General features: G+C 52.3%; 16 protein-coding genes. 6 read left to right on the top strand and 10 right to left on the bottom strand.

Annotation, left to right across the window (positions count from 1 at the left end):
* Positions 1–36: 36 nt before the first annotated feature.
* The 3 genes from KRAC_RS19030 to KRAC_RS19020 are packed head-to-tail and all read right to left on the bottom strand — an operon-like array spanning position 37 to position 3755.
* On the bottom strand, positions 37–2748 hold the full coding sequence (locus tag KRAC_RS19030) for an ABC transporter permease (protein ID WP_007909786.1): 2712 nt from the start codon (positions 2746–2748) through the stop codon (positions 37–39).
* 23 nt (positions 2749–2771) lie between these two features.
* Positions 2772–3527, bottom strand: coding sequence for an ABC transporter ATP-binding protein (locus KRAC_RS19025; RefSeq protein WP_007909784.1), 756 nt, complete (start codon positions 3525–3527; stop codon positions 2772–2774).
* Positions 3528–3548: 21 nt separating this feature from the next.
* Complete coding sequence (locus KRAC_RS19020; protein ID WP_007909783.1) at positions 3549–3755, bottom strand: hypothetical protein; 207 nt, start codon at positions 3753–3755, stop codon at positions 3549–3551.
* Between the two features lie 212 nt (positions 3756–3967).
* Here KRAC_RS19020 and KRAC_RS19015 point away from each other — a divergent pair, with 212 nt between their 5' ends.
* Entirely contained in the window at positions 3968–4471 is a 504-nt protein-coding gene (locus KRAC_RS19015) for a GNAT family N-acetyltransferase (RefSeq protein WP_007909781.1), read from the top strand.
* Between the two features lie 1278 nt (positions 4472–5749).
* On the opposite strand, the gene KRAC_RS19010 is transcribed toward KRAC_RS19015, so the two are convergent.
* Complete coding sequence (locus KRAC_RS19010) at positions 5750–6541, bottom strand: hypothetical protein (protein ID WP_007909777.1); 792 nt, start codon at positions 6539–6541, stop codon at positions 5750–5752.
* 434 nt (positions 6542–6975) lie between these two features.
* Between KRAC_RS19010 and KRAC_RS19005 the strand changes: the two genes are divergently transcribed.
* Positions 6976–7443 (top strand): SRPBCC family protein, encoded by a 468-nt coding sequence (locus tag KRAC_RS19005; RefSeq protein ID WP_007909774.1) that lies wholly within the window; start codon positions 6976–6978, stop codon positions 7441–7443.
* A 58-nt stretch (positions 7444–7501) separates the two neighbouring features.
* Positions 7502–8611, top strand: coding sequence for a hypothetical protein (locus KRAC_RS19000; RefSeq protein WP_007909768.1), 1110 nt, complete (start codon positions 7502–7504; stop codon positions 8609–8611).
* Between the two features lie 255 nt (positions 8612–8866).
* Here KRAC_RS19000 and KRAC_RS18995 read toward each other — a convergent pair whose 3' ends face one another.
* From KRAC_RS18995 to KRAC_RS18985, 3 genes are all read right to left on the bottom strand, one after another.
* Complete coding sequence (locus tag KRAC_RS18995; protein WP_007909766.1) at positions 8867–9901, bottom strand: universal stress protein; 1035 nt, start codon at positions 9899–9901, stop codon at positions 8867–8869.
* A 181-nt stretch (positions 9902–10082) separates the two neighbouring features.
* Positions 10083–11819: a bifunctional aminoglycoside phosphotransferase/ATP-binding protein gene (locus KRAC_RS18990; protein ID WP_007909764.1), complete on the bottom strand. Its 1737-nt coding sequence runs from the start codon at positions 11817–11819 to the stop codon at positions 10083–10085.
* Positions 11820–12025: 206 nt separating this feature from the next.
* Positions 12026–12340 carry a hypothetical protein gene (locus KRAC_RS18985; RefSeq protein WP_040443865.1) on the bottom strand — a complete coding sequence of 105 codons (315 nt, stop codon included), beginning with the start codon at positions 12338–12340 and terminating at the stop codon, positions 12026–12028.
* A 371-nt stretch (positions 12341–12711) separates the two neighbouring features.
* Between KRAC_RS18985 and KRAC_RS18980 the strand changes: the two genes are divergently transcribed.
* Positions 12712–13614, top strand: a complete 903-nt coding sequence (locus KRAC_RS18980) for an aminoglycoside phosphotransferase family protein (protein ID WP_007909762.1) — start codon at positions 12712–12714, stop codon at positions 13612–13614.
* Positions 13615–13736: 122 nt separating this feature from the next.
* On the opposite strand, the gene KRAC_RS18975 is transcribed toward KRAC_RS18980, so the two are convergent.
* On the bottom strand, positions 13737–14249 hold the full coding sequence (locus KRAC_RS18975) for a hypothetical protein (protein WP_007909761.1): 513 nt from the start codon (positions 14247–14249) through the stop codon (positions 13737–13739).
* Positions 14250–14885: 636 nt separating this feature from the next.
* On the opposite strand from KRAC_RS18975, the gene KRAC_RS18970 reads away from it, so the two are divergent.
* Together KRAC_RS18970 and KRAC_RS18965 are read left to right on the top strand one after the other, a co-directional pair.
* Positions 14886–15416, top strand: coding sequence for a YceI family protein (locus KRAC_RS18970; protein WP_007909759.1), 531 nt, complete (start codon positions 14886–14888; stop codon positions 15414–15416).
* 349 nt (positions 15417–15765) lie between these two features.
* Complete coding sequence (locus KRAC_RS18965) at positions 15766–17403, top strand: zinc ribbon domain-containing protein (protein WP_007909758.1); 1638 nt, start codon at positions 15766–15768, stop codon at positions 17401–17403.
* A gap of 317 nt (positions 17404–17720) precedes the next feature.
* Here the strand turns inward: KRAC_RS18965 and KRAC_RS18960 are convergent, their stop codons facing one another.
* Positions 17721–18233, bottom strand: a complete 513-nt coding sequence (locus KRAC_RS18960) for a sensor histidine kinase (RefSeq protein ID WP_040443863.1) — start codon at positions 18231–18233, stop codon at positions 17721–17723.
* Between the two features lie 42 nt (positions 18234–18275).
* A complete protein-coding gene (locus KRAC_RS18955) occupies positions 18276–18578 on the bottom strand; it encodes a putative quinol monooxygenase (RefSeq protein WP_007909757.1) in 303 nt (100 codons plus the stop codon).
* Between the last annotated feature and the right edge of the window lie 110 nt (positions 18579–18688).

Genomic DNA, 18688 nt, shown 5'->3' with positions numbered 1-18688 from the left:
CGTTCTATGTGAATAGAACGCCTGCTCGCTTACTCGCTACTCGTACTTAAGGATGAGCAGTGGACGGACTCGAACCGCATTCCAGGCAACCAGGACTGCGGTCAGGATTGCGAAGAGAGTCGGAAGAACCAGCATACTCACAATAACTTCGGGCTGCATGTTGAGCGTCAGATTGTTTTGAAAGAAGAACTTGCTTCCCAGAGCGACGCCACCAGCCGCAAGCAGGGTTGCGATGAAGGCGCCGATGCCGCCCGTGATGCCACTCTCGATCACGACCTGCCCCAGGATCGTGCTACTGGTGTAGCCAACCGACTTGAGAATGCCCAGCTCGCGCCTGCGTTCCAGCATGGCGAGCGCCACCGAATTGGCGATGATAATCAGGCCCGCAATCACCGAGAGCGAGGCGACGCCGATGATCACATTCAAGAAACTACTTACCTGCTGGGTAAAGGAGGTCGCGGCATCGCTCAGGTTCTGCACCGAAGCGTTGGGGACACGGCTGTTCAAGTCATGCAGTGCCTGGTCCACCTGGCTGGAGGCGACCTTCATATAGAAGACGGACGTTTTCGCATGGTTCCCCGAACTGAGGTCGTTAACAAGCGCGGTTGGTACCAGCACCTTGCCCAATGTCTCGAAACTGGTGGAGACCGAGACGATACCTACAACCTCGACATCCTTGCGAACCTTGCCATCCAGGCTGGAGAGTGTGATCGTATCGCCGACCTTGAGATTCATTTGCGCCCAACCCTTGCTCGTCATAATCTGGCTGACAAGCACATGATTGGTGTTGGCATCCTGGGCCGTCAGATTACGCCCTTCGGTGATCTTCTGTGCGGGAAGCGAATGAGCCAGGTCGTAGCCCTCGATTCCTCCCAATTGACTGAGATCTTGCTGCAGAGCACCGCCTGGAATGACCTGCTTGGTCGGTTGCCCATTAATGGCCAGGGGCAGCGTCATCGTGAAGGGATCTTCTCGGCTCGCGCTCACTCCCGCAATACTGTTGATATGTGCTCGCAGTGTGTTCGCATCCTTATCCGTCGTCGTGGCGACGAGATTATACGGTGTATTTTGTGCTAGCGTGTTGGAGATCAGCGAACTGAGATCCTGCCCGAAGCCAATGTCGATGCCAAGACCATAGATGCCGATGAAAAGCGCCAGCAAGGTGGTCGTTGTCCGCGCACGCCGTCGATTCAGGTTGCGCAGGGCCATCTTCACATTGACTTTCCACTGTCTCGGGAGGAGTGGGACAACAATCCCGAGCAGCGAGATGAGCAACAGGAAGATGCCAAACACCGGGAGAAACTGGTAGACCAGGATCGCTACAGCTATGCCTAGCAACACGAGTAGGATATGCGTGATATGGGCGTGTTCAGGAACTGGCAGCTTGCCCACAGCGAGCACAATCAGGCTAAAGAGGCCGCTTAGCAGCAGGAGCGCCACGAATACCCCGTACGTGACTTCAATTCCAAGCGCGACGTTGTTGCTCAAGATCACAATCGCCAGCAGGCAGAAGAGGAGTGAGAATAGTACAAGCAAAAGGATGGTCTGTACACGGCCACTGGTGCTCTTCTGCTCAAGCTCGCGCAACACGTGCAGGGGCCGAATTTGCGCTGCCTGGACAATCGGTAGCAGGCCGAAAATCAGCGCCGTAACACAGCCAACCACTACGCCACTGAGAAGCAATCCAGGACTCAGGACAAAGGGAACGTTTGAGCCCAGGTTTTCGAGCAGGGTACGTATCAGAGCGCTCACGCCTATCGCGATCGCTGCCCCAAGCGTCCCGCCTACCAGTCCGAGGAGCCCTGCTTCCAGCCCAAAGAGCAGGTAGAGATCTCTACGCTGATAGCCTGCGGTCTTGAGCATGGCGATCTCGGTTTTGCGACGCGAGAGGAGGACCTGCATAGTATTGACGATGCCTACGCCACCAATCAGGAGCGCGATCAGGCCCGCAATCTCTAAGAACTTGTTGACCAGGTCAATAGAGGATTGCTGTCCCTTGAGGACGTCTGTCGCTGTCTGTGTTGTTACCAGAGGAAATTGTGCGTTGATCGCCTTGACTGCTCTATCGGTGTGTGCCTGATCGGCGGTATTGATGTCCACCAGGGTATAGTTCATGACTGAGGTCGAGGCCTGGTAATCATAGGTTGATAGGAGCATGAGATTGCCCGCCTGCGCAAACGTCCCGCTATTGGCAATGACCCCGGCGATCGTGATGGTGAGTGTCTCTCCCGTCCCCTGTGGCGTTTTCACATAGACATTGAATAGGTCGCCAAAGTGTTTGTGGTAGGTCGAGAGAAAGTGTTCGGTGACGAGCACGTGATTGTCTGTTAACAGGCGCGCTACTGTGGCGCCGTTGGGTTGTACAAAGGTTGGTGGTGAGACCAGGGGATAGGCATTCGAGTCGACGGCCTCAAGCGTGAATGCCTGCACCGAGGCATCCGCGTTATTGAGCGTCCCACTCACACGTGTCACTGCGGTATAGCTGGTAATCGTGCCAGCCTCCTTGATCTGCTCGAAGGCGTTTAGGTCTTTGGCCTGGAGTGGGGCGCCCTCAGCGATGACGGCGATATCACCGCCATTGGCCTCGCGCGCGTTTGTTGCGAGAGAGTGTTGGAGCATAAAGCCAACAAGTTGCAGGGCCACGATAGCCATGACGCCCACGGTTACACAAAACACTGCCAGAAGCGTATGCTGCCCACCACGAAGCAATGAACGCAATGTATATTTCAGGTATATGGAAGCTTTCATCTCTCTGCCTCTTTCTGCGAGAACTACTGGGTAATGATGCCCTGGGACGGATCGATATCCGCGACTAGCCCGTCGACAATGCGAATAGCGTGGTCGGCGTGCGAGGCGACAACCGGGTCGTGGGTGGCAATAATGAATGTCTTGCCCGTTTGGGCGCGCAGATTGGTAATGAGCGTGAGCACATTTTCACCATTGCGGGCATCCAGGTTCCCGGTTGGCTCATCGGCGATCACCAGGGCAGGATCGCAAGACAAGGCACGTGCAATCGCGACCCGCTGCTGTTCACCACCAGAGAGCTGATTGGGCCGGTGATGGAAACGATGTGAGAGCCCAACCAAGTCCAACAATTCTCGTGCTCGCGCCGAAGGGGAGCCGGGATGCTTGCCCACATAGAGGGGAACCTCTACATTCTCCTGGGCTGTGAGGGTTGGAATAAGGTTGTAGGCCTGAAAGACCATCCCAATCTTCAGGTTCCGCATTCCAGCCAGGCGACCTTCGTTCATTCGTGTGATATCGATGCCGTCGATCAACACACGTCCCGTCGTTGGGTTGTCCAGGCCAGCAATGATGCCGAGCAGGGTGCTTTTTCCTGAGCCGGAGGGTCCGACGATGGAGACGAACTCGGCTCCGCGAATCTGGAAGCTGATGCCTTTCAGGATGTCGATATGCTCACGTCCCAGGGGCAGGCGCTTGGTGATATCCTGGACATCCATCACAACGGCGTGCTTGCTTTCAAGAGTGTGATTATGCATATTCTCGATGTTTGTCATTTCATTCATCGTGGTATCTTCCTTTTTCTTTTATGCTTGCGTGTGATTTGATTGAGCTTCGGCTAAGAGTTGGATAAGGAGAGGCACAAGTGCTGGCCAGTCGCGAAAGTAGCGTACCTCGCCATTGGGGAATAGCTGGATTTTGCCTCGCCACTCTGTCTGATCGGTCCTGATCTCTTCTTCCCAGACGCGAACCGTAAACAAATGAGAGCGAGAGCGCATGTTCGAATCTTGCATAATGACCTCTCTCCTCTTCCTGATCTTGCCCCTCGTGTGAGGCTGCAAGTTGTGAGAAATGTGAGGTTGTTCTTCCTCTTGAGAAGAGTGTAGGATATGGACCGTTGCAAAAGCGTTGCATTCCAGCGTTCCTATTATCGTTTGCATGTGGACTCAAAGATCGTGCGTGATAGAATGAAACGCAAAAATAATGTGATAGAGAGGAAAAATATATGTATGTTCTCACCCGGTCAGTGAGGCAAGATGATGAGCCATTTCTCTGGGATATGCTCTATTATGCGGCTCATATGTACGAGGATGGCGAAATGGATACTGATGCGGCAAAAAACAATCCTGACCTACAGAAATACGTTCGGGGGTGGGGCCGAGAAACGGATGTCGGGGTCCTTGCGCTGCACCCATCCAATCAACGCCCGTTAGGAGCGGCCTGGCTTCGCGTCCTCATCGAAGAAAAGAAAATGTCGCGCTTGATTCCTGATGGTACGCCAGAACTGGCCATAGCTGTTCTACCTGACTATGTTGGGCAAGGGATAGGCACCCAATTGATGTGTCATGTCTTGGAAGCGGCCCGTAAGATATATCCAGCGGTTATGTTAAGTGTGCGGCGAAACAACCCGGCTTTGCATCTTTACGAACGAATGGGCTTTGAAATCGTGGATATCGCCATCAATCGCGTGGGAAGCGAATCATCTGTGATGCTTCTTCGTTTTCATTAATTCTCCATACAACACCCCCAGAGAAACTGCTGAATGCATGAAGACCTTTTTTGAAATACGAAGACTTTCGCGTGGTTCTATAAAAGGCACCAACAAGGCACCAGGAAAAGCTCATGATATTGTGCTCTTCCTGGTGCCTTCTTTATTTCAAAGGACATTCCTTGGAGACGAACAGAAAATTGGGTATCACCTGGAGTAACGAGCCGCGCTATGCTCTTGATGGTCAGAGTCCTTCAGTGGAAGAAAGAGCGTGAGTGCTAATAAGCATTTGCTGCATCAAGAGATCACGAAACCCTACCCTCTGAGAACCATTTGTGTGCGCTGTGAGATCAACGGCTTCGAAAGGCTTCCAGGTGTCTATCGAAGTGCCTCTTGATATATGGTACACTCGGAGAGCGAGACGAGCAGGCCTGCGGTTTGTTTATCAAGTAGAGTAGGGGCCGGTCGCCCATTACTGGGTCGCCCGTACCCCTCTCTCCGAACCGGTACGTGCCGCTTCTCACGGCATACGGCTCTCCACTTCGCCTGAGTACTTGCTTCTGAGTTATCGGGACAGCATCAGCACATCCCACTTTCCTCTTCGGTGTTCTTCAGGCTCCGCTAGCTCACTTCCCCCCAGACAGAGTTGGTTTCGTCTGTGTTACCACAGCTTATCCCTCTTGCCGGTACTGCTCTATGCAGTCAGCACAAGCCATTACAGCCGCACATTGGGTAATATTGAGCTTCCGTCATCATGCAGGTGTAACCCTGTTTAGATGATCCCGCATTTTCAGCAGAGTGAGTTTAGACGTGCTCCAGGTGTCCCGTTCGTCCCGTATTGCCCTCGTAGAAAGGGTCTGCCAACATCGATGGATAAGGCCGCATCTGCATTCTACGTCCTTAGATGTTGGACCCAACGTTTGTAGTCACCTTCCGTTGGAGTCGCGGGTGAAGACCAGTAGGACTAGGATTGACGCAGTTTAGCATTCGCCATACACGTCTTGCACTAACCACCCAGAGGATTGGTGACTTCCTCTTACATGGCTGTCCTCGCATGCTATGGTCGCCCTCCTCTTTCGAGGGTTGGGGTAAGCGAGGAGTGCATAGAACCGTCCATCAGTTCTAATACCTTTTTGGTACACTCACTTTCTGCCGCTGATGCGGCGCACTGCAGTACCCGCTCGTCTCGGCCCGATAGGGCTGACCATGCCTGGAAAGGTGGAGACGCCAAGCCGCCCGCGATACTGTGGGGCTCGTCTTCGCTGCGGCTATAATCATGCTGCGGTTTCCTTTCCTCTCTCAGTAGGTAATGAATACAAAGCGGATATGCTGAATATCTGGAAGGGTCGCATTGTTGGAGAAGGACACAGATTGTCCCCCTGCTCGTGCTAATAAGAGGTTTTTCGCCTGGGCTTGGTTCTTGCCTGCAATGCTTGCCTTTAGGTGTTCCTGCTCAGCCTGTGAGAATTGATACACCCATATGCTTGCCCCTGTCGCCCAGATGGTCGTTGTTCCCTGTGCCGTGGTGGTGATATGAACGTCTCCGCTTGTCGCGTACCCTGCTCCTAGCTGCTGCTTTGCCTGAGTGGTAAGTGCCTGGGTGATGAGTGTTTGTAGGGCTTGCGTCTGGTAGACGATGCCTGTACATGTCTCGTCGAGGGTGACATGCACACTTGCTGCCTCGTCTCCTGGCTGATGATCGGCGCTCGTCTTCTGCTGGCAATGCAACGGGGTTGCCAATGTCTCGGTGCTCTGGACCTGCGTTTGTAATGCTGTGGTGGTGCTCTGGTCAAGGCTGGCTTTCAGGCTCGCGCTTGCGCTGTCGATGTCATGCTGGGTCACGGTCTGATAGTTGCGTGCGTCCTGCCTTCCGCTCAAGGCTCCGTTTACAGCAGAGATGTTGGCGCGACAACAGGGACCATAAATCACGCCTGCCTTGAGGTTGCCTGCTGGTCGTGCCTGGGTCGCGTGGGCGCTCACGCTGGCTTGTCCGAGCGTGGGATAATTGACTGCACTCACGGTGATATCCTGGTCAGTGACTATCTGTACTCCGTTGGCTGCGGTGACGAGGGTTCCTGATGATCTTTGCATACTGGTCTGAATCGTTTGTTCGTGCTAAGTTTGTATATATCTTGCGGCAGCAGGCAACAACGGCGTAAACAGTAAAACTCCCTATAGCATCTCACTTATAAAGGCATCGCCTGTATAAAAATATATTTTTAGCGAAAAATAAGCAATTTTGGGAATGTATAATTTATAGATGATGGAGAACACTATATCGAACGTTTGCTCGATATACAAACAGCTTAATGTTTATTGTTGGTCACGTGCTAGCGCAGTACTCTTCATTAGGACCTTTATATGTATATTGACTGCATTCTATGCTGCTGCTATAGTTCGTTTAGCGTTTATATTTTATGTGTGAATCATATAGAGGCATTGCACTCATAGATGGAAAGCCTCTGCTTCGCGAGAAACGCAAAAAACGCCTTATTTATCTTTTTGCCAGCGAAAGGATGTGTTTTATGGCGCAGGACTCATTCGAAATTGACACTTTTATTGAGGCGTCACCTGAAAAGGTGAAGAGTTTCCTCTCTACACTTAGTAACCATACCCAGATTCATCCGCTTATTGTTAATATCGCATATGAGAAAACAACGAAGGCGGCTGATGGTTCGCGTATTGATCATTATAAGATTCGTGATCGTATGAAGCAGGGTCCCTTTATGACGACCTTTACCTATAGCGTAGAGATGAGCATCAATACTCGGGGCGAAATTGTCTACGACGCGCACCAGTCTCCAGGCATCTATTTGCACAATGTTAGTGTCTGTCTCCCTGAGGGAAATGGAACGCGAATACAAGAGCGTGTTGAAATTACGGCACCGAGCTTGCTTATCAAAACGGTTTATAAGCAAGGTTTAGCATCGCATAAAGAGATGTTCGCGAAGCTCAAAGCAATACTGGAGGGCACACCTATTCCTAGCAAGTAGAAAAATAGAGCTTTGTCGTGTATTCCCTTTAGTCATAGCAGTGAAAGGAGGCTAGCTTATGACGCACCCTACCAATACCGAGACGCGGGCAAGTTTGCCATTGCGTGAAACCTCTGTGCCGCCATTACCCCGAACAAACTGGTGGTTGCGGATGACAAGTACTGGTTGGGATTTACCCCAGGAAACAATTGAGCAACGTGAGAAGGTTCGCCGCAGTCGCCTGACTTCCTGGATTTTGCTGGGCATGCTTGTCACTCTTGTGGCCTTCATTCCCGCTACCTTTATGGACAGAGCCTCAGCTTTTGCCGTCCTCTTTGCTCTTGCAGGTGTGCTGGTCGCGATGCTATGCAATCGCATGGGCCTGGTCACTGTGGCAGGAACTATTCTAGTGATACTAACGTGTTTGGCAGTCATCGGTGTTGTTCTAGGTTCAGCGGATGGCAAAATTCACCTGGTTTATTTGCCCGCGTACGATGTTCTGGTTATCTCTGTAATTCTTGGTGCCTCTATTCTCCCACGTGGTGCAGCGTTCATCATTGCGGGTGTGAATGTTGTCCTTATTTATGGCGATCTGATGTTGCAGCCCTGGTCCACTGATCTTCACCAGGCTCTATCTCAATACAGCATGGCTGTTATCGCTGGGCGTCCGGTAGCGATTCAGATTATGACAGCCGTTATCGCCTTTCTCTGGGTACGTGGCATGGATCAAGCAGTGCGACGTGCTGATCGGGCAGAGGAATTGCGGACTATTGAGCAACGCTTTAGTATGGCCGAGACTGAACGCAAAGCACGAGTGGAAGAGTTTGTGCAGGAGGTCATCAATGCTTTGCGTTTATTGGCAAATGGCCAGGAAGGTCTCATCATTTTATCTTCGGACCATCCACTACATCAGCAAGGGATGTTCATCAACAACCAGTTGAGGCAGTTCTATCGTCTCAAGCAAGGCGGCGCTACAAATGAGCAGACAGCTTACGCTGCTAAGTTGCTTTTAACAATGCTACAGCGTATCAACACTGGTCAGAGTATGGTCAATGGGCTTGATCCTCAGCTCTTCATGACCCAGGTACCCGTGATTGATGAGATTTCCTGGCATCTCTACTACATGCTCCAGGGAAAATATGCTCCTATGCTGTCACCCCGTTCGCCAGCGCAGGATGGTCGGATTTGAGCTAGGGGAGGAAAGGGAATGACATCCTGCTCAGATCATTGGATGCAAATGTATGTAAGCGTGCATTTGCATCTACTGGTCGAGGGGCGAAACCTTCCTGAATAGTTGCTTCAGACGCGTGCGCCGATGAATCTGGCAGATATCGTTTCCCACCTGGAGCGTGAAGGGCATTGGGAAGGTGCGCTTACACATATCCATCGCGACGGGCGAATGGGTATTGTGGAGATATGTAGGAGGCTCTCGGGTAGCGAGCCTCTATCCCGGTTGCTGTATCTCCTGATGTGAAACTGTTGCTGTGCTCGGGATAGATTCTTTGGACGTGGCATGCGTGTGTACAATCAGCAGAGGCACCGTCGTCATATCCAGCACATGCTCGGTAATACTTCTATGTAAGAGATGTTGTAAACCAGTTCTGCCGTGGGTAGACATGGCGATCAGATCGCAGCCTGCGTATCCTGGGACATCGCCAATACACTCGCTTTCACGAAAAATGCACTTCCAGATCTCCTTTTCACGTGTATACGTCACCACGGAATAACTTGTCGCAAACGCCGATGAGGCAAACTCACCCATGCGCAGGCGTGTGGCAATCGAAGCCAGGTAGGCCTCTGCTTCCGCCTGCACGGCCTCATTTTGCTGCTCCGCCTGAGCGCTTGTGAAATGCTCATGAGCGGTGACGGAGCGGACAGCGCAGGTGAGATGGATCTGCCCTTGTGCACTGCCAGCCAGGAGGCATGCCATCTCCGCCGCGGGCAGCAAGGCTTCCTCAGCCTGTGGTGAGCCATCCAACGGCACCAATACTCGTGGCACGTGGAATGACTGGCCTGGCTGAAGCATCAGAGGGGAACACCCGTCGCGCATGACTAAAACCGGGACCGGGCTGTGGCGAATCACATACTGGGCGATACTGCCAAAGAACCAGCGTGCGATCCCTGTCTGCCCCTGACTACGCATTACGATGAGGTCTGCCAGTCGCTCGCCCACGATCTGCACAATTGTGGCACCGGGAATACCAACCACCACCTCCGTGGATACAGCGATATCCTCCAGTTTCGAGGTACGAATGACATGTTTGAGATAGGTCTGGGCATCATGGACAAATGTTGTACGAATTTGCTCAGCCATGTAGCCAGGCACTGTTGGATAGAGACTTGTATAGAGAAGCTCAGGCGTAATTACTTTCACAAGCAATAGCGAGGCGCCAGTTGCGCGCGCCAGGAAAGCCGCCATAGATAACGCCTCTTCGGCACGTTTTGAGCCGTCAAGTGGGATAAGTATGCGCTTGAACATTGATGATCTCCTTCGTCCACTTTGACCTTGACACTCACCAGATAGCGGCATCAAGGTGCTATCAATAGCGTCACTAGGAGTGTAGTTGCTATGCCTCACATGTTTCTCTCGCTCTTACGAAAGCCCATCACAGCGCAATCACGGCACTAGCAGTGTCGTTACAGCTTATTCTACTACTAGACTAAGCGTAGCGCGAGGTACACTCTAGCGATAGCTTTGTCAGAAGTTGCTGCACTGTTTCCACAAGAGGAGAGGTCGTTGTGAGAAGGATATGTGTAACCCATGGTTCCAACGCAGATTCAAAGGGTTCCCAGTGTGCGGCTTGCGTGGCGTACAAATCTGGACGACCATCTGAGGCCAGAACAGCTTCAGGGGACGCTTCATGGCTGGTACCATCGAAATGGCTTTGCCAGCGACCATGGAGCCGCGCCAGTGCGACCTCTGGCGGGCAGACACACTCGATAAAAACGACCTTGGCCCCCAATGCCACCGCTGCACGCGCCAATACCTGTCGTTCCTCCCGACGTGAAAAGCTGGCATCAAGGATCACTGACCGCCCCTGCTCCAGATATGGTAGCGCGTGTTGTGCAAGAGCCGCATACGTCTTCCTGTTCCAGGAGGGGGTATAGTTTCCTTTGCCATAATGTTCCGCCTGATGCATAGCGGGCGACTGCCGTGTGAGTTGTTTACGGATGACGTCCGAGGAGAACAAAGGAAAGGAGAGATGCTGTTGCAATGTGTGGGCGAGCGTGCTCTTCCCGCTACTCATGAGTCCGCCTATGCAGAGTAGCAGCGGGTGATGCGTGTCGCTGTTTGTGGTGCGAACGGCGAAGGCAAAGAGGTCAGAGGCCTCCTGAATAGCTTGCCTGCTCTGATCAGTTTCGATCTCGGGATCATCGAGGAGGAATGCGGTCACCTTGCCGCGTACGCAAGCTCGGTAACAGATATAAAAAGGGAGAAGTGTGTAGAGATCGGTATCCCCGGTCTCTGCGATATAGGCCTGGAGGAAGTTCATTGAGAGATCATGGTGCCGTGCCATCTCTAGCTCCATCACCAAAAACGCGACTTCACTGGCGACATCTCCGTAGCGAAAGCGCTCGTTGAACTCTATACGATCAAGCAGGAGGATATGTCGAGCGGGGGAATGGTTGGTAGTGGGCAATACATAGACATGCTGCAAACGCAGATCCCCGTGACAATCACGGATGCGTCCTTGTAATAGACGTCGCGTGAAGAGTGGGTCATGCGCCTGCAAGAACTGAGCGACGTAGCGGCGCAGTGCGTCATAAGCTTCTCGTTCTAGCACACGACCGATATAGGGTTGGATCTGGCGAAAATTTTCTTCCCAGTTCTGCCGTATCGTCTGCGCGTCACCAAAGGTGGTGATAGAGGCATTCGTAGGGGTTGCCATATGAAAACGTGCAATCGTCTGCGCGACCTCGCGCATTATTTCAGGGGTGATCTGACCTGCCTGAATGAGGGAGGCGAGTGTCGTATCTTCGGGCAAGCGTCGCATCACGACCGCGTAGTCAATGACGATTCCCTCTTGATAGTGTGTCCCAGCTTCAGGCAACTCATCGCTCGCGAGGACTGGGCCTATGCGGAAGTGTTCTCCTGAGCATTGAAGAATAGGGGCCACTCCAAGATAAACATTCGGGGCCAGCGGCGCATTTAACAGGACCTCTTGCAGGCAGAAGTAGCGACGTCGTGAAGGCGTTGTGTAGTTACAGAAGCCAAAGTCTCGCGGCTTTTTTATCTTGTACACGTACTGCGGCGTGAGCAACACCACAGAGAGATGGGTCTGCTTCTCACTGATCTCCTGCGTCCCATCACAGGAAAAGTCCTTTTCCTCTCGTAGAGCACGAAGCATGGACTGAAAAAGATTTTCTTGCTGCATATCTTGTTCTGAATGAGACATAATGCTCCTCTGCTTCAGGATAGAGTTATCATCACAAGAATATCCTATGAACATTACAAAACTATCACCAGTGCTTTGCGAGTATTCACAATGTCTTCACGCTTCTATTCTATTATGACCCTGACAACGTATCCCACAGACATCTATATCTTCAGTGTTGCGCGAGCAACACAGGCGTGAGTGAGACGGAGAGATGCACATGACCATCACGCACCTCTGTTGGAATTTTCTTGTTCCCAGACGACAAACAGGGGACTTTGCTCCCGTCGCTGTACTTTAAACAGGGAGAGGGTCGGGTGCTCGGGGACAGTGATTCGTTGAACGTGCTCAACGTCGTGAAGCGCATCCGTCATTCTGCGATATGTCTCTGCGGCTGGATAGGGCTGCTTGAACACCCCATCTTCATAGTGTAGCAGCTTATACTTGTCAAAGAGTAGGCGCATCAGATTCGCGCGATCAACGTTCTCATTGGCTAGATTCCAACAGAGCATTTTCTGGACGCCCGCTGAAAGCGCAAGCACGCGGGTGCAGCAAGTTTTTTGCGTGATGAAACGCCCAGGCCACAAGCCGCTGCCACAAGCAGCGTCAACACGCTGAGAACTTTCTTGAGGGGGATGATCATGAGCCCCAGGAGGTCCGCACTCAAATGTCGCGTCCTAGCGTGATTGGCCTCTGGGTGCGAAACTACCAATGTGGGATAGTGCTATGTAAGTTTATAGCTTACATAGCACTATCCCAATTAAACATGAAAATTTACTATTGGATACCTTAGTGCCTTAAAGCTCGAGGCCAGCTTTATAACTTAGGCAAAATACAATCCATATGATAAACTGTCATAATGGATAGAGCTGATCATATACGCAGTATTGTTGTACCTGAGCGAGTTCGGCTGATGGCCGAGCAATCAAGCACCCAGACAAGACAGTGGCTTAAAGACCTCCCTGGTCTTATTGCCGAGCTTGAGCAAGAATGGGAACTTAGCATTGGCCAACCGCTTTCCGGAGGATCTTCGGCATACGTAGCGCCAGTAAAAACTGCAAGCGGAAATGCAGTCATAAAGATAGATATGCCGAGACCTTACGGCTTTCAGCAAGAGATAGACACTATTATCCGTGCGAATGGCCACGGCTACGTTCGAGTGTTAAAGTTTGACTACGAGCGACGTGCCTTGCTTCTAGAGCAGCTCGGACTATCCATGCAAGATATTCAATTGGAACCTAAGCAGGCAATAAGATTGCTGTGCAAGATACTTAAACAAGCATGGCTTGTACCATCTGGTGCGGATCAGACTATTAACGCCTTGGCGTACAAAGCGCAGACATTGGCTCAGCTCATAAGCGAGCTATGGGTCAAACTTGAACGGCCATGCTCTGAGAAAATTGTCTCTCAGGCCTTGGAGTTTGCGTGCCGGCGCATGGATGCTTTTGACCGTGAACGATGCGTAGTCGTACATGGAGACCCCCATCCAGCAAATGCACTTCAGGTACTTGCCCCACGTGCTGGAGCTGAGTCGGGCTATGTCTTTGTTGATCCAGAGGGCTTCCTCTGTGAGCCAGAATATGATCTTGGGGTGGTCATGCGGGACTGGAATGAGGAGTTGCTTGCAGCAGCCGATCCTATTACTTTAGCCCACGAATATTGCGAGCTACTCGCCAAGGAATCTGGCCTCGATGAAGCCACTATTTGGGAATGGGGCTTTATCGAGCGCGTATCAACTGGTTTATATATTTGCGCCTACGGTTCAAGTGAGCATGGTCAGCCATTTTTCAAAACAGCACAACGCTTGCTGGGGTAGTGCTACGTAAGCTGGCAGCTTACGTAGCACTACCCCAATGAGAGAGATCCATCGTCTCTCCTTTTCTTTCCGGTCGTGCTGCTCTCTCCCATTGCTCCATCTCTCCATTGCCCTGGATGAGCTCAACGCAAAAAAACTTGCCGCACCTCAAGCACGCAACGCGTGACGATTTCACGGCAGTTGATACGATGGCGTTTCTGTTCCAGTTCGAGGGAACAACCCTGCATAAACATCTGTGCCTGTGGCGGCAGCATTTCCCTCTGCTCATACAGTTCCGCAATAGCATCTCGTTGCGTGGCCTGTGCCAGGGTCTCGCCCTGTGGGGTTTCCATCATCTTCGTGAAAATGTTTTGCAGAATGGGCAGATTCTCCATGAAATTGAAGAAACTCGGGCCGTTGTATTCACCGCAGAAGATCGGCTTCTGATACCCCAGGGCGGCCATTTTCTGCCTGACCGCATCGATGTTTGCCGTGATGGCATCGAGGTCTCCATAGAGATGGAGATCGAAAACATCGAAGTCATCAGCGCTTTCCCGTAGTAGGTAATCAAAGAAGTCTTGCTCCGCTTGCAGATCAGGATGCTGAGCGTCGGCGGATGGGTAAAATGCGTCAACGGCGCCAGCAAGGATCACCATGGCCTCTGGACACGCTCTTTGCGCACTGTATAATGAACCCCCAATCGGCTACGAAAGGCAAAGGAAGAGATGCCATCTAACCACGTAAACCAGGCAGGCCGCTCAGAAGTAATGTCACGGAGAACAGTACTATTCCCATCAGAAAGTTCATAGGCTTGTGCTTCTTGGGAGCAATGGACAAGATACATCACTCGTTTGGGCATGAACAGTCCTTTATGAGAAAGAGTGGTAGTGTATTACCTAAAAACGTTATTTGTTGGGAAAGTATAGCACAGAAACCATGTTTAGGTAATAAGGAAAACATTTGTTGCCATGTAGGATGATCGTGGCTGATATTGCTTTAGCCATGAGGAGTCGTCATCTCAGTCTGTGAGCTTGCCTCACTTTTATAGCGTAGTGAAGTTTTAGAATATACTATTCTCGAAGGAGGAGAGAGCGCATGTAGAAAACGCAGAAGACCTATTCGCCCAAATGTAAGCGAGAAACTGCGCGGCACTGCTTTTAAAGCGACACAACCGCTAAATATATGACATACCCAGGGTAAAGAGACGAAGTAAGAAGAAGGGGTCGATCTCTCCTCTCTCACGCACGTATCTACGCTTTGTGGAGTTTGGCCATCTTTGTAGGAGTATCTCTATGTACTGGGACATTGATCCTTATCACACGCTCGTTGAATTTTCCGTGAAACATCTAATGATTAATGTCGTCAAAGGACGATTTAACGAGGTACAGGGAAGTATTTATCTGGATACCCAGCAACCGGAAAATTCTTGGGTAAAGGCATCGGTCAACACGGCTAGCCTCTCAACGAGTATTGAGCAGAGAGATATACACCTGCGCTCTGCTGATTTCTTTGACGTCGAACAATATCCTACAATTACCTTTGAGAGCACGCGAGTCAGGCGTACTACCTCCAAAAGCTGTGTTATCACTGGTAACCTGGCCTTGCGTGGCATTACGCATACTGTCAGTTTTCAAACAGATTTCAATGGCTACGCACGCGATCCCTTTAGCGATGGCTGGCGACTTGGCCTCCTCTCAGTGGCTACCATCGACCGGCGCATGTTTGGTATGCACTTCAACCAGGTCTTGGACATGGGCATCTCTCTTGTCGGATACGACACGCGCATTGAGCTTTGCATAGAAGCCGTCAAGAAGCCCTCATAGAGCAGCGTTGCCAGTAAAGGTCTGAAGCTATTGAGCGATCCTTCTCTATTGGCCTATAAGGAGAAAGGGATACTTACGAGAAGCCGCTGATCTTTAGACCATGCGGAGACGTCACGAAAACAACTATGGTTGTTGTTCCACTTGGGCAGGCGTGATATTTTTGTCTCGCTTTTTACAGAGAAGGTGGCGAGAAAGCCCCGGTCATTGATGCCGGGGATGAATCGCCACCCCCGCGTGAGCGTGAGGACCGGAAAAAGCCAGCCTTCTAGAACTTGTGTTCTTCTCGACTCTCTGGTACAATAGACGTGCGAGGATCAATCGCACGTACGAGATTGAAGAAGGGGCCAGAATGTCGAAGAAGTGTCAGGGACAACGCAAGAAGAAGGAACAGCAGGAGAAACGGCCTGCCACCCCCACCTTTCTGCTCGAACTGCCCCTGGTCGTCAATGCAGGGCAAGCCACCCGCCTGCGTGCTCACCTGGAAGCCGCTCGTCAGCTCTACAATGCCATCCTCTCCCAAGGACAGAGGCGCCTGCGCCGCATGCGGGCTGACCTCGCCTGGCAAGAGGCTCGTGCCCTTCCTCGCACCCACAAAGCGGAACGAGCCGCCGCCTTCTCCGCCTTGCGCAAAACGTATGGCTTCTCCGAAGTCGCCCTGCATGAAGCGGTCAAGGGGCTGCGCGTGGGCTGGATTGCCGAGCACATCGAGGCCGTGCTGGCCCAAACCCTGGCCACCCGCGCCTATCGTGCCCTCAATCGCGCCTGCCTGGGGAAAGCGAAACGCGTGCGTTTCAAGAGCCGAGGACGCGGCTTCTCCAGTCTCGAGAATAAGCGCAACGATACCAGCCTGCGCTTCGTTCTGCAACCACCCGAGGAGGGAAACGCCGGGTCTCTGCTCTGGAACGGAGACCAGTTGCCCGCCCTCATCGATTGGAAGGATGAAGTGGTGACCCATGGGCTCAGGCACCGCATCAAGTTTGCCCGCCTCATCCAGCGTCCTGCCAGCAGCCCCAGAGCGGCGGGCGCTGATGAAGAGGGCTATCGCTATGTCGTGCAACTCGCACTGGAGGGCAAGCCCCACCGAAAGAAAAAACACCCAGCTGGCACGAGTATTGTTGGCGGTGACCTTGGTCCCTCCACCCTGGCCCTCTTTCCCCAGCAAGGAGAGGCAAGCCTGGAGGTGTTCTGTGCACAACTGGCGCCTGATGCTAAAGCCATTCGTCGCTTGCAACGGCAGATGGATCGGCAACGAAAGGCGGCCAATCCTGAGCACTACGACGAGAAGGGGCGCATCAAAAAACAAGGCAAGAAAAAGCTGCACTGGAAGCAGAGTAAGCGCTACCAGGCCACCCGGCAACGCAAAGTGACCAAAGAGCGAAAGCTGGCGGCACACCGCAAGAGCCTGCATGGGCGCAAGGTGCATGAAGTGGTGAAGCTGGGCAGCACCATCATCATCGAAAAGATTTCCTATAAGGCATGGCAGAAGCAATTTGGGAAGAGTGTGGGACTGCGAGCACCAGGGATGTTTGTGGAACTGTTGAGGCGCACCGTTGAGAGTACGGGCGGCATCCTGGTAGAAGTCCCCACACGCACCACCGCGCTGAGCCAGTGGTGTCATGGCTGTGGCAAGAAGCTCAAGAAGCCGCTTTCGCAGCGTTGGCATCAGTGCGAGTGTGGCGTGGGTCCCGTGCAACGCGACCTGTATTCGGCGTTTCTGGCTGCCTACCTTGATCCAGCAGACCCCATTCCCTCGTGTGCCCGATACCAGGGGTATTGGGAAGGTGCGGAAGCGCGCCTGCGGGCAGCACACGAGCGTCTCACACAACGCGCGAAAGAGGGGCAGACCTTGCCCCGAAGCATGGGTTTGACTCGTGCGAGAGCGCGTCTGCCCGAAAGTTCAGGGGGACCACCACTAGAGCCAGCTTTCTTGCTGAAGCGAGAAGGACGGGAAGCGTGGGCCGAACTCCTGGAACCCCCGTCGCTTTAGCGCGGGGAGCTTCAGAGCGATCTGAGCGATGCTAATGTTGGCATGATATTCCTGTTCAATAGACGCTATGACCCACTCAACCAGGCCAACAGCCTCCTTGTGAGGTTGAGTATCTGAGAGCTCCCCGCGCTAAAGCGCTGACACTTATACACAAATATGCGATCTTGAGAAAGAACACGGAAGCGATGCGCTGCAGGTGCCTCGTTTTTCCCCACACGAGAGGTGACACACGTTCGGTGAAAACGTCGCTTGTCTCGCCAAGCTGAAAGCACATCATTGTGCATCGAGGAGCGTTTTTTCAACACCTTTCCCTCGCATCATTCTGAGGATCTTCTACAAACTTTCATATTTGTGTATAAGTGACAGGCATCAATGACCGGGGCTTTCTCGCTACGTTCTCTGTAAAGAAAGTGCGGTTGCACTTGCGCCTGCAGCGCATGATATTCGGCATTGCGTTGATTTAATGTCGCGACGTATTCGCGTTCAATGAGTGTATTCAAGCGCGCAACCATCGTGTTAAAGGCATTCCCTAGCTGCGCGATTTCATCTTCTCCATCAGTGACAAAGCGAGTGTGCAGATTCCCTTCTTGCACCTGCATCATGGCAACAATCATATGTTGAAAAGGGGTGATAATCCAGCGAGAGAGAAAGAAAAATACGAGAAGGGTAGTGCAGACCGCGCCGATGGCAAAGCCCCTCTTCCTATTCTTGCAACGGTATTTCATCAGGGCGTTGACGGATGGCGTGCTGAAATAGCCGCCATAGCCACAGTTTCTAGTGGGAAAACGACGGAAACCTCGCCAGGACCTCAAGATCCTGGCGAGGTTCAAACTCCATCTGCTTCCTTCGGCACATAACGATCTTTGCAGCCTCTATCCAGGAAGTTTGGCCGCCAGGATATCAACCTTCTCCATGACCAGTGACCCTTCGACAAACTGTTCGGAAGCTCTCGCCTGCAACTGCGCCGCACGGGCATTGAAGTGTGCGAGCCTCCCTTCTTCGTCCGGGAATGCATCGAAGACGCCGAACGTCGAGGGTCCCAGGCGGATCGCGAACCAGGCGGTCGTTGCTGGCTCCTCCTGGATTGCTGCCAACGCTTCTTTGAGGGCGCGCTCGACATCCGCCTCTTTTCCGGGCTTTGCCTCATATCGAATGAGAAACCCTACAGTCACCATGTTGTATCTCCTTTTTCTCTTGTATTTGCACTAGGTGTCTGAAACCCCGCATGAACGTGAGCTTGTCTTTCTCGCAAGAACAGCTCTCGCTCATTGGTAGGTGAAGCTTC

This window comes from Ktedonobacter racemifer DSM 44963, assembly GCF_000178855.1.
GTDB lineage: Bacteria > Chloroflexota > Ktedonobacteria > Ktedonobacterales > Ktedonobacteraceae > Ktedonobacter > Ktedonobacter racemifer.
Note: the sequence above shows the minus strand (reverse complement) of the source record. Positions and strands in the feature narration are given on the sequence as shown.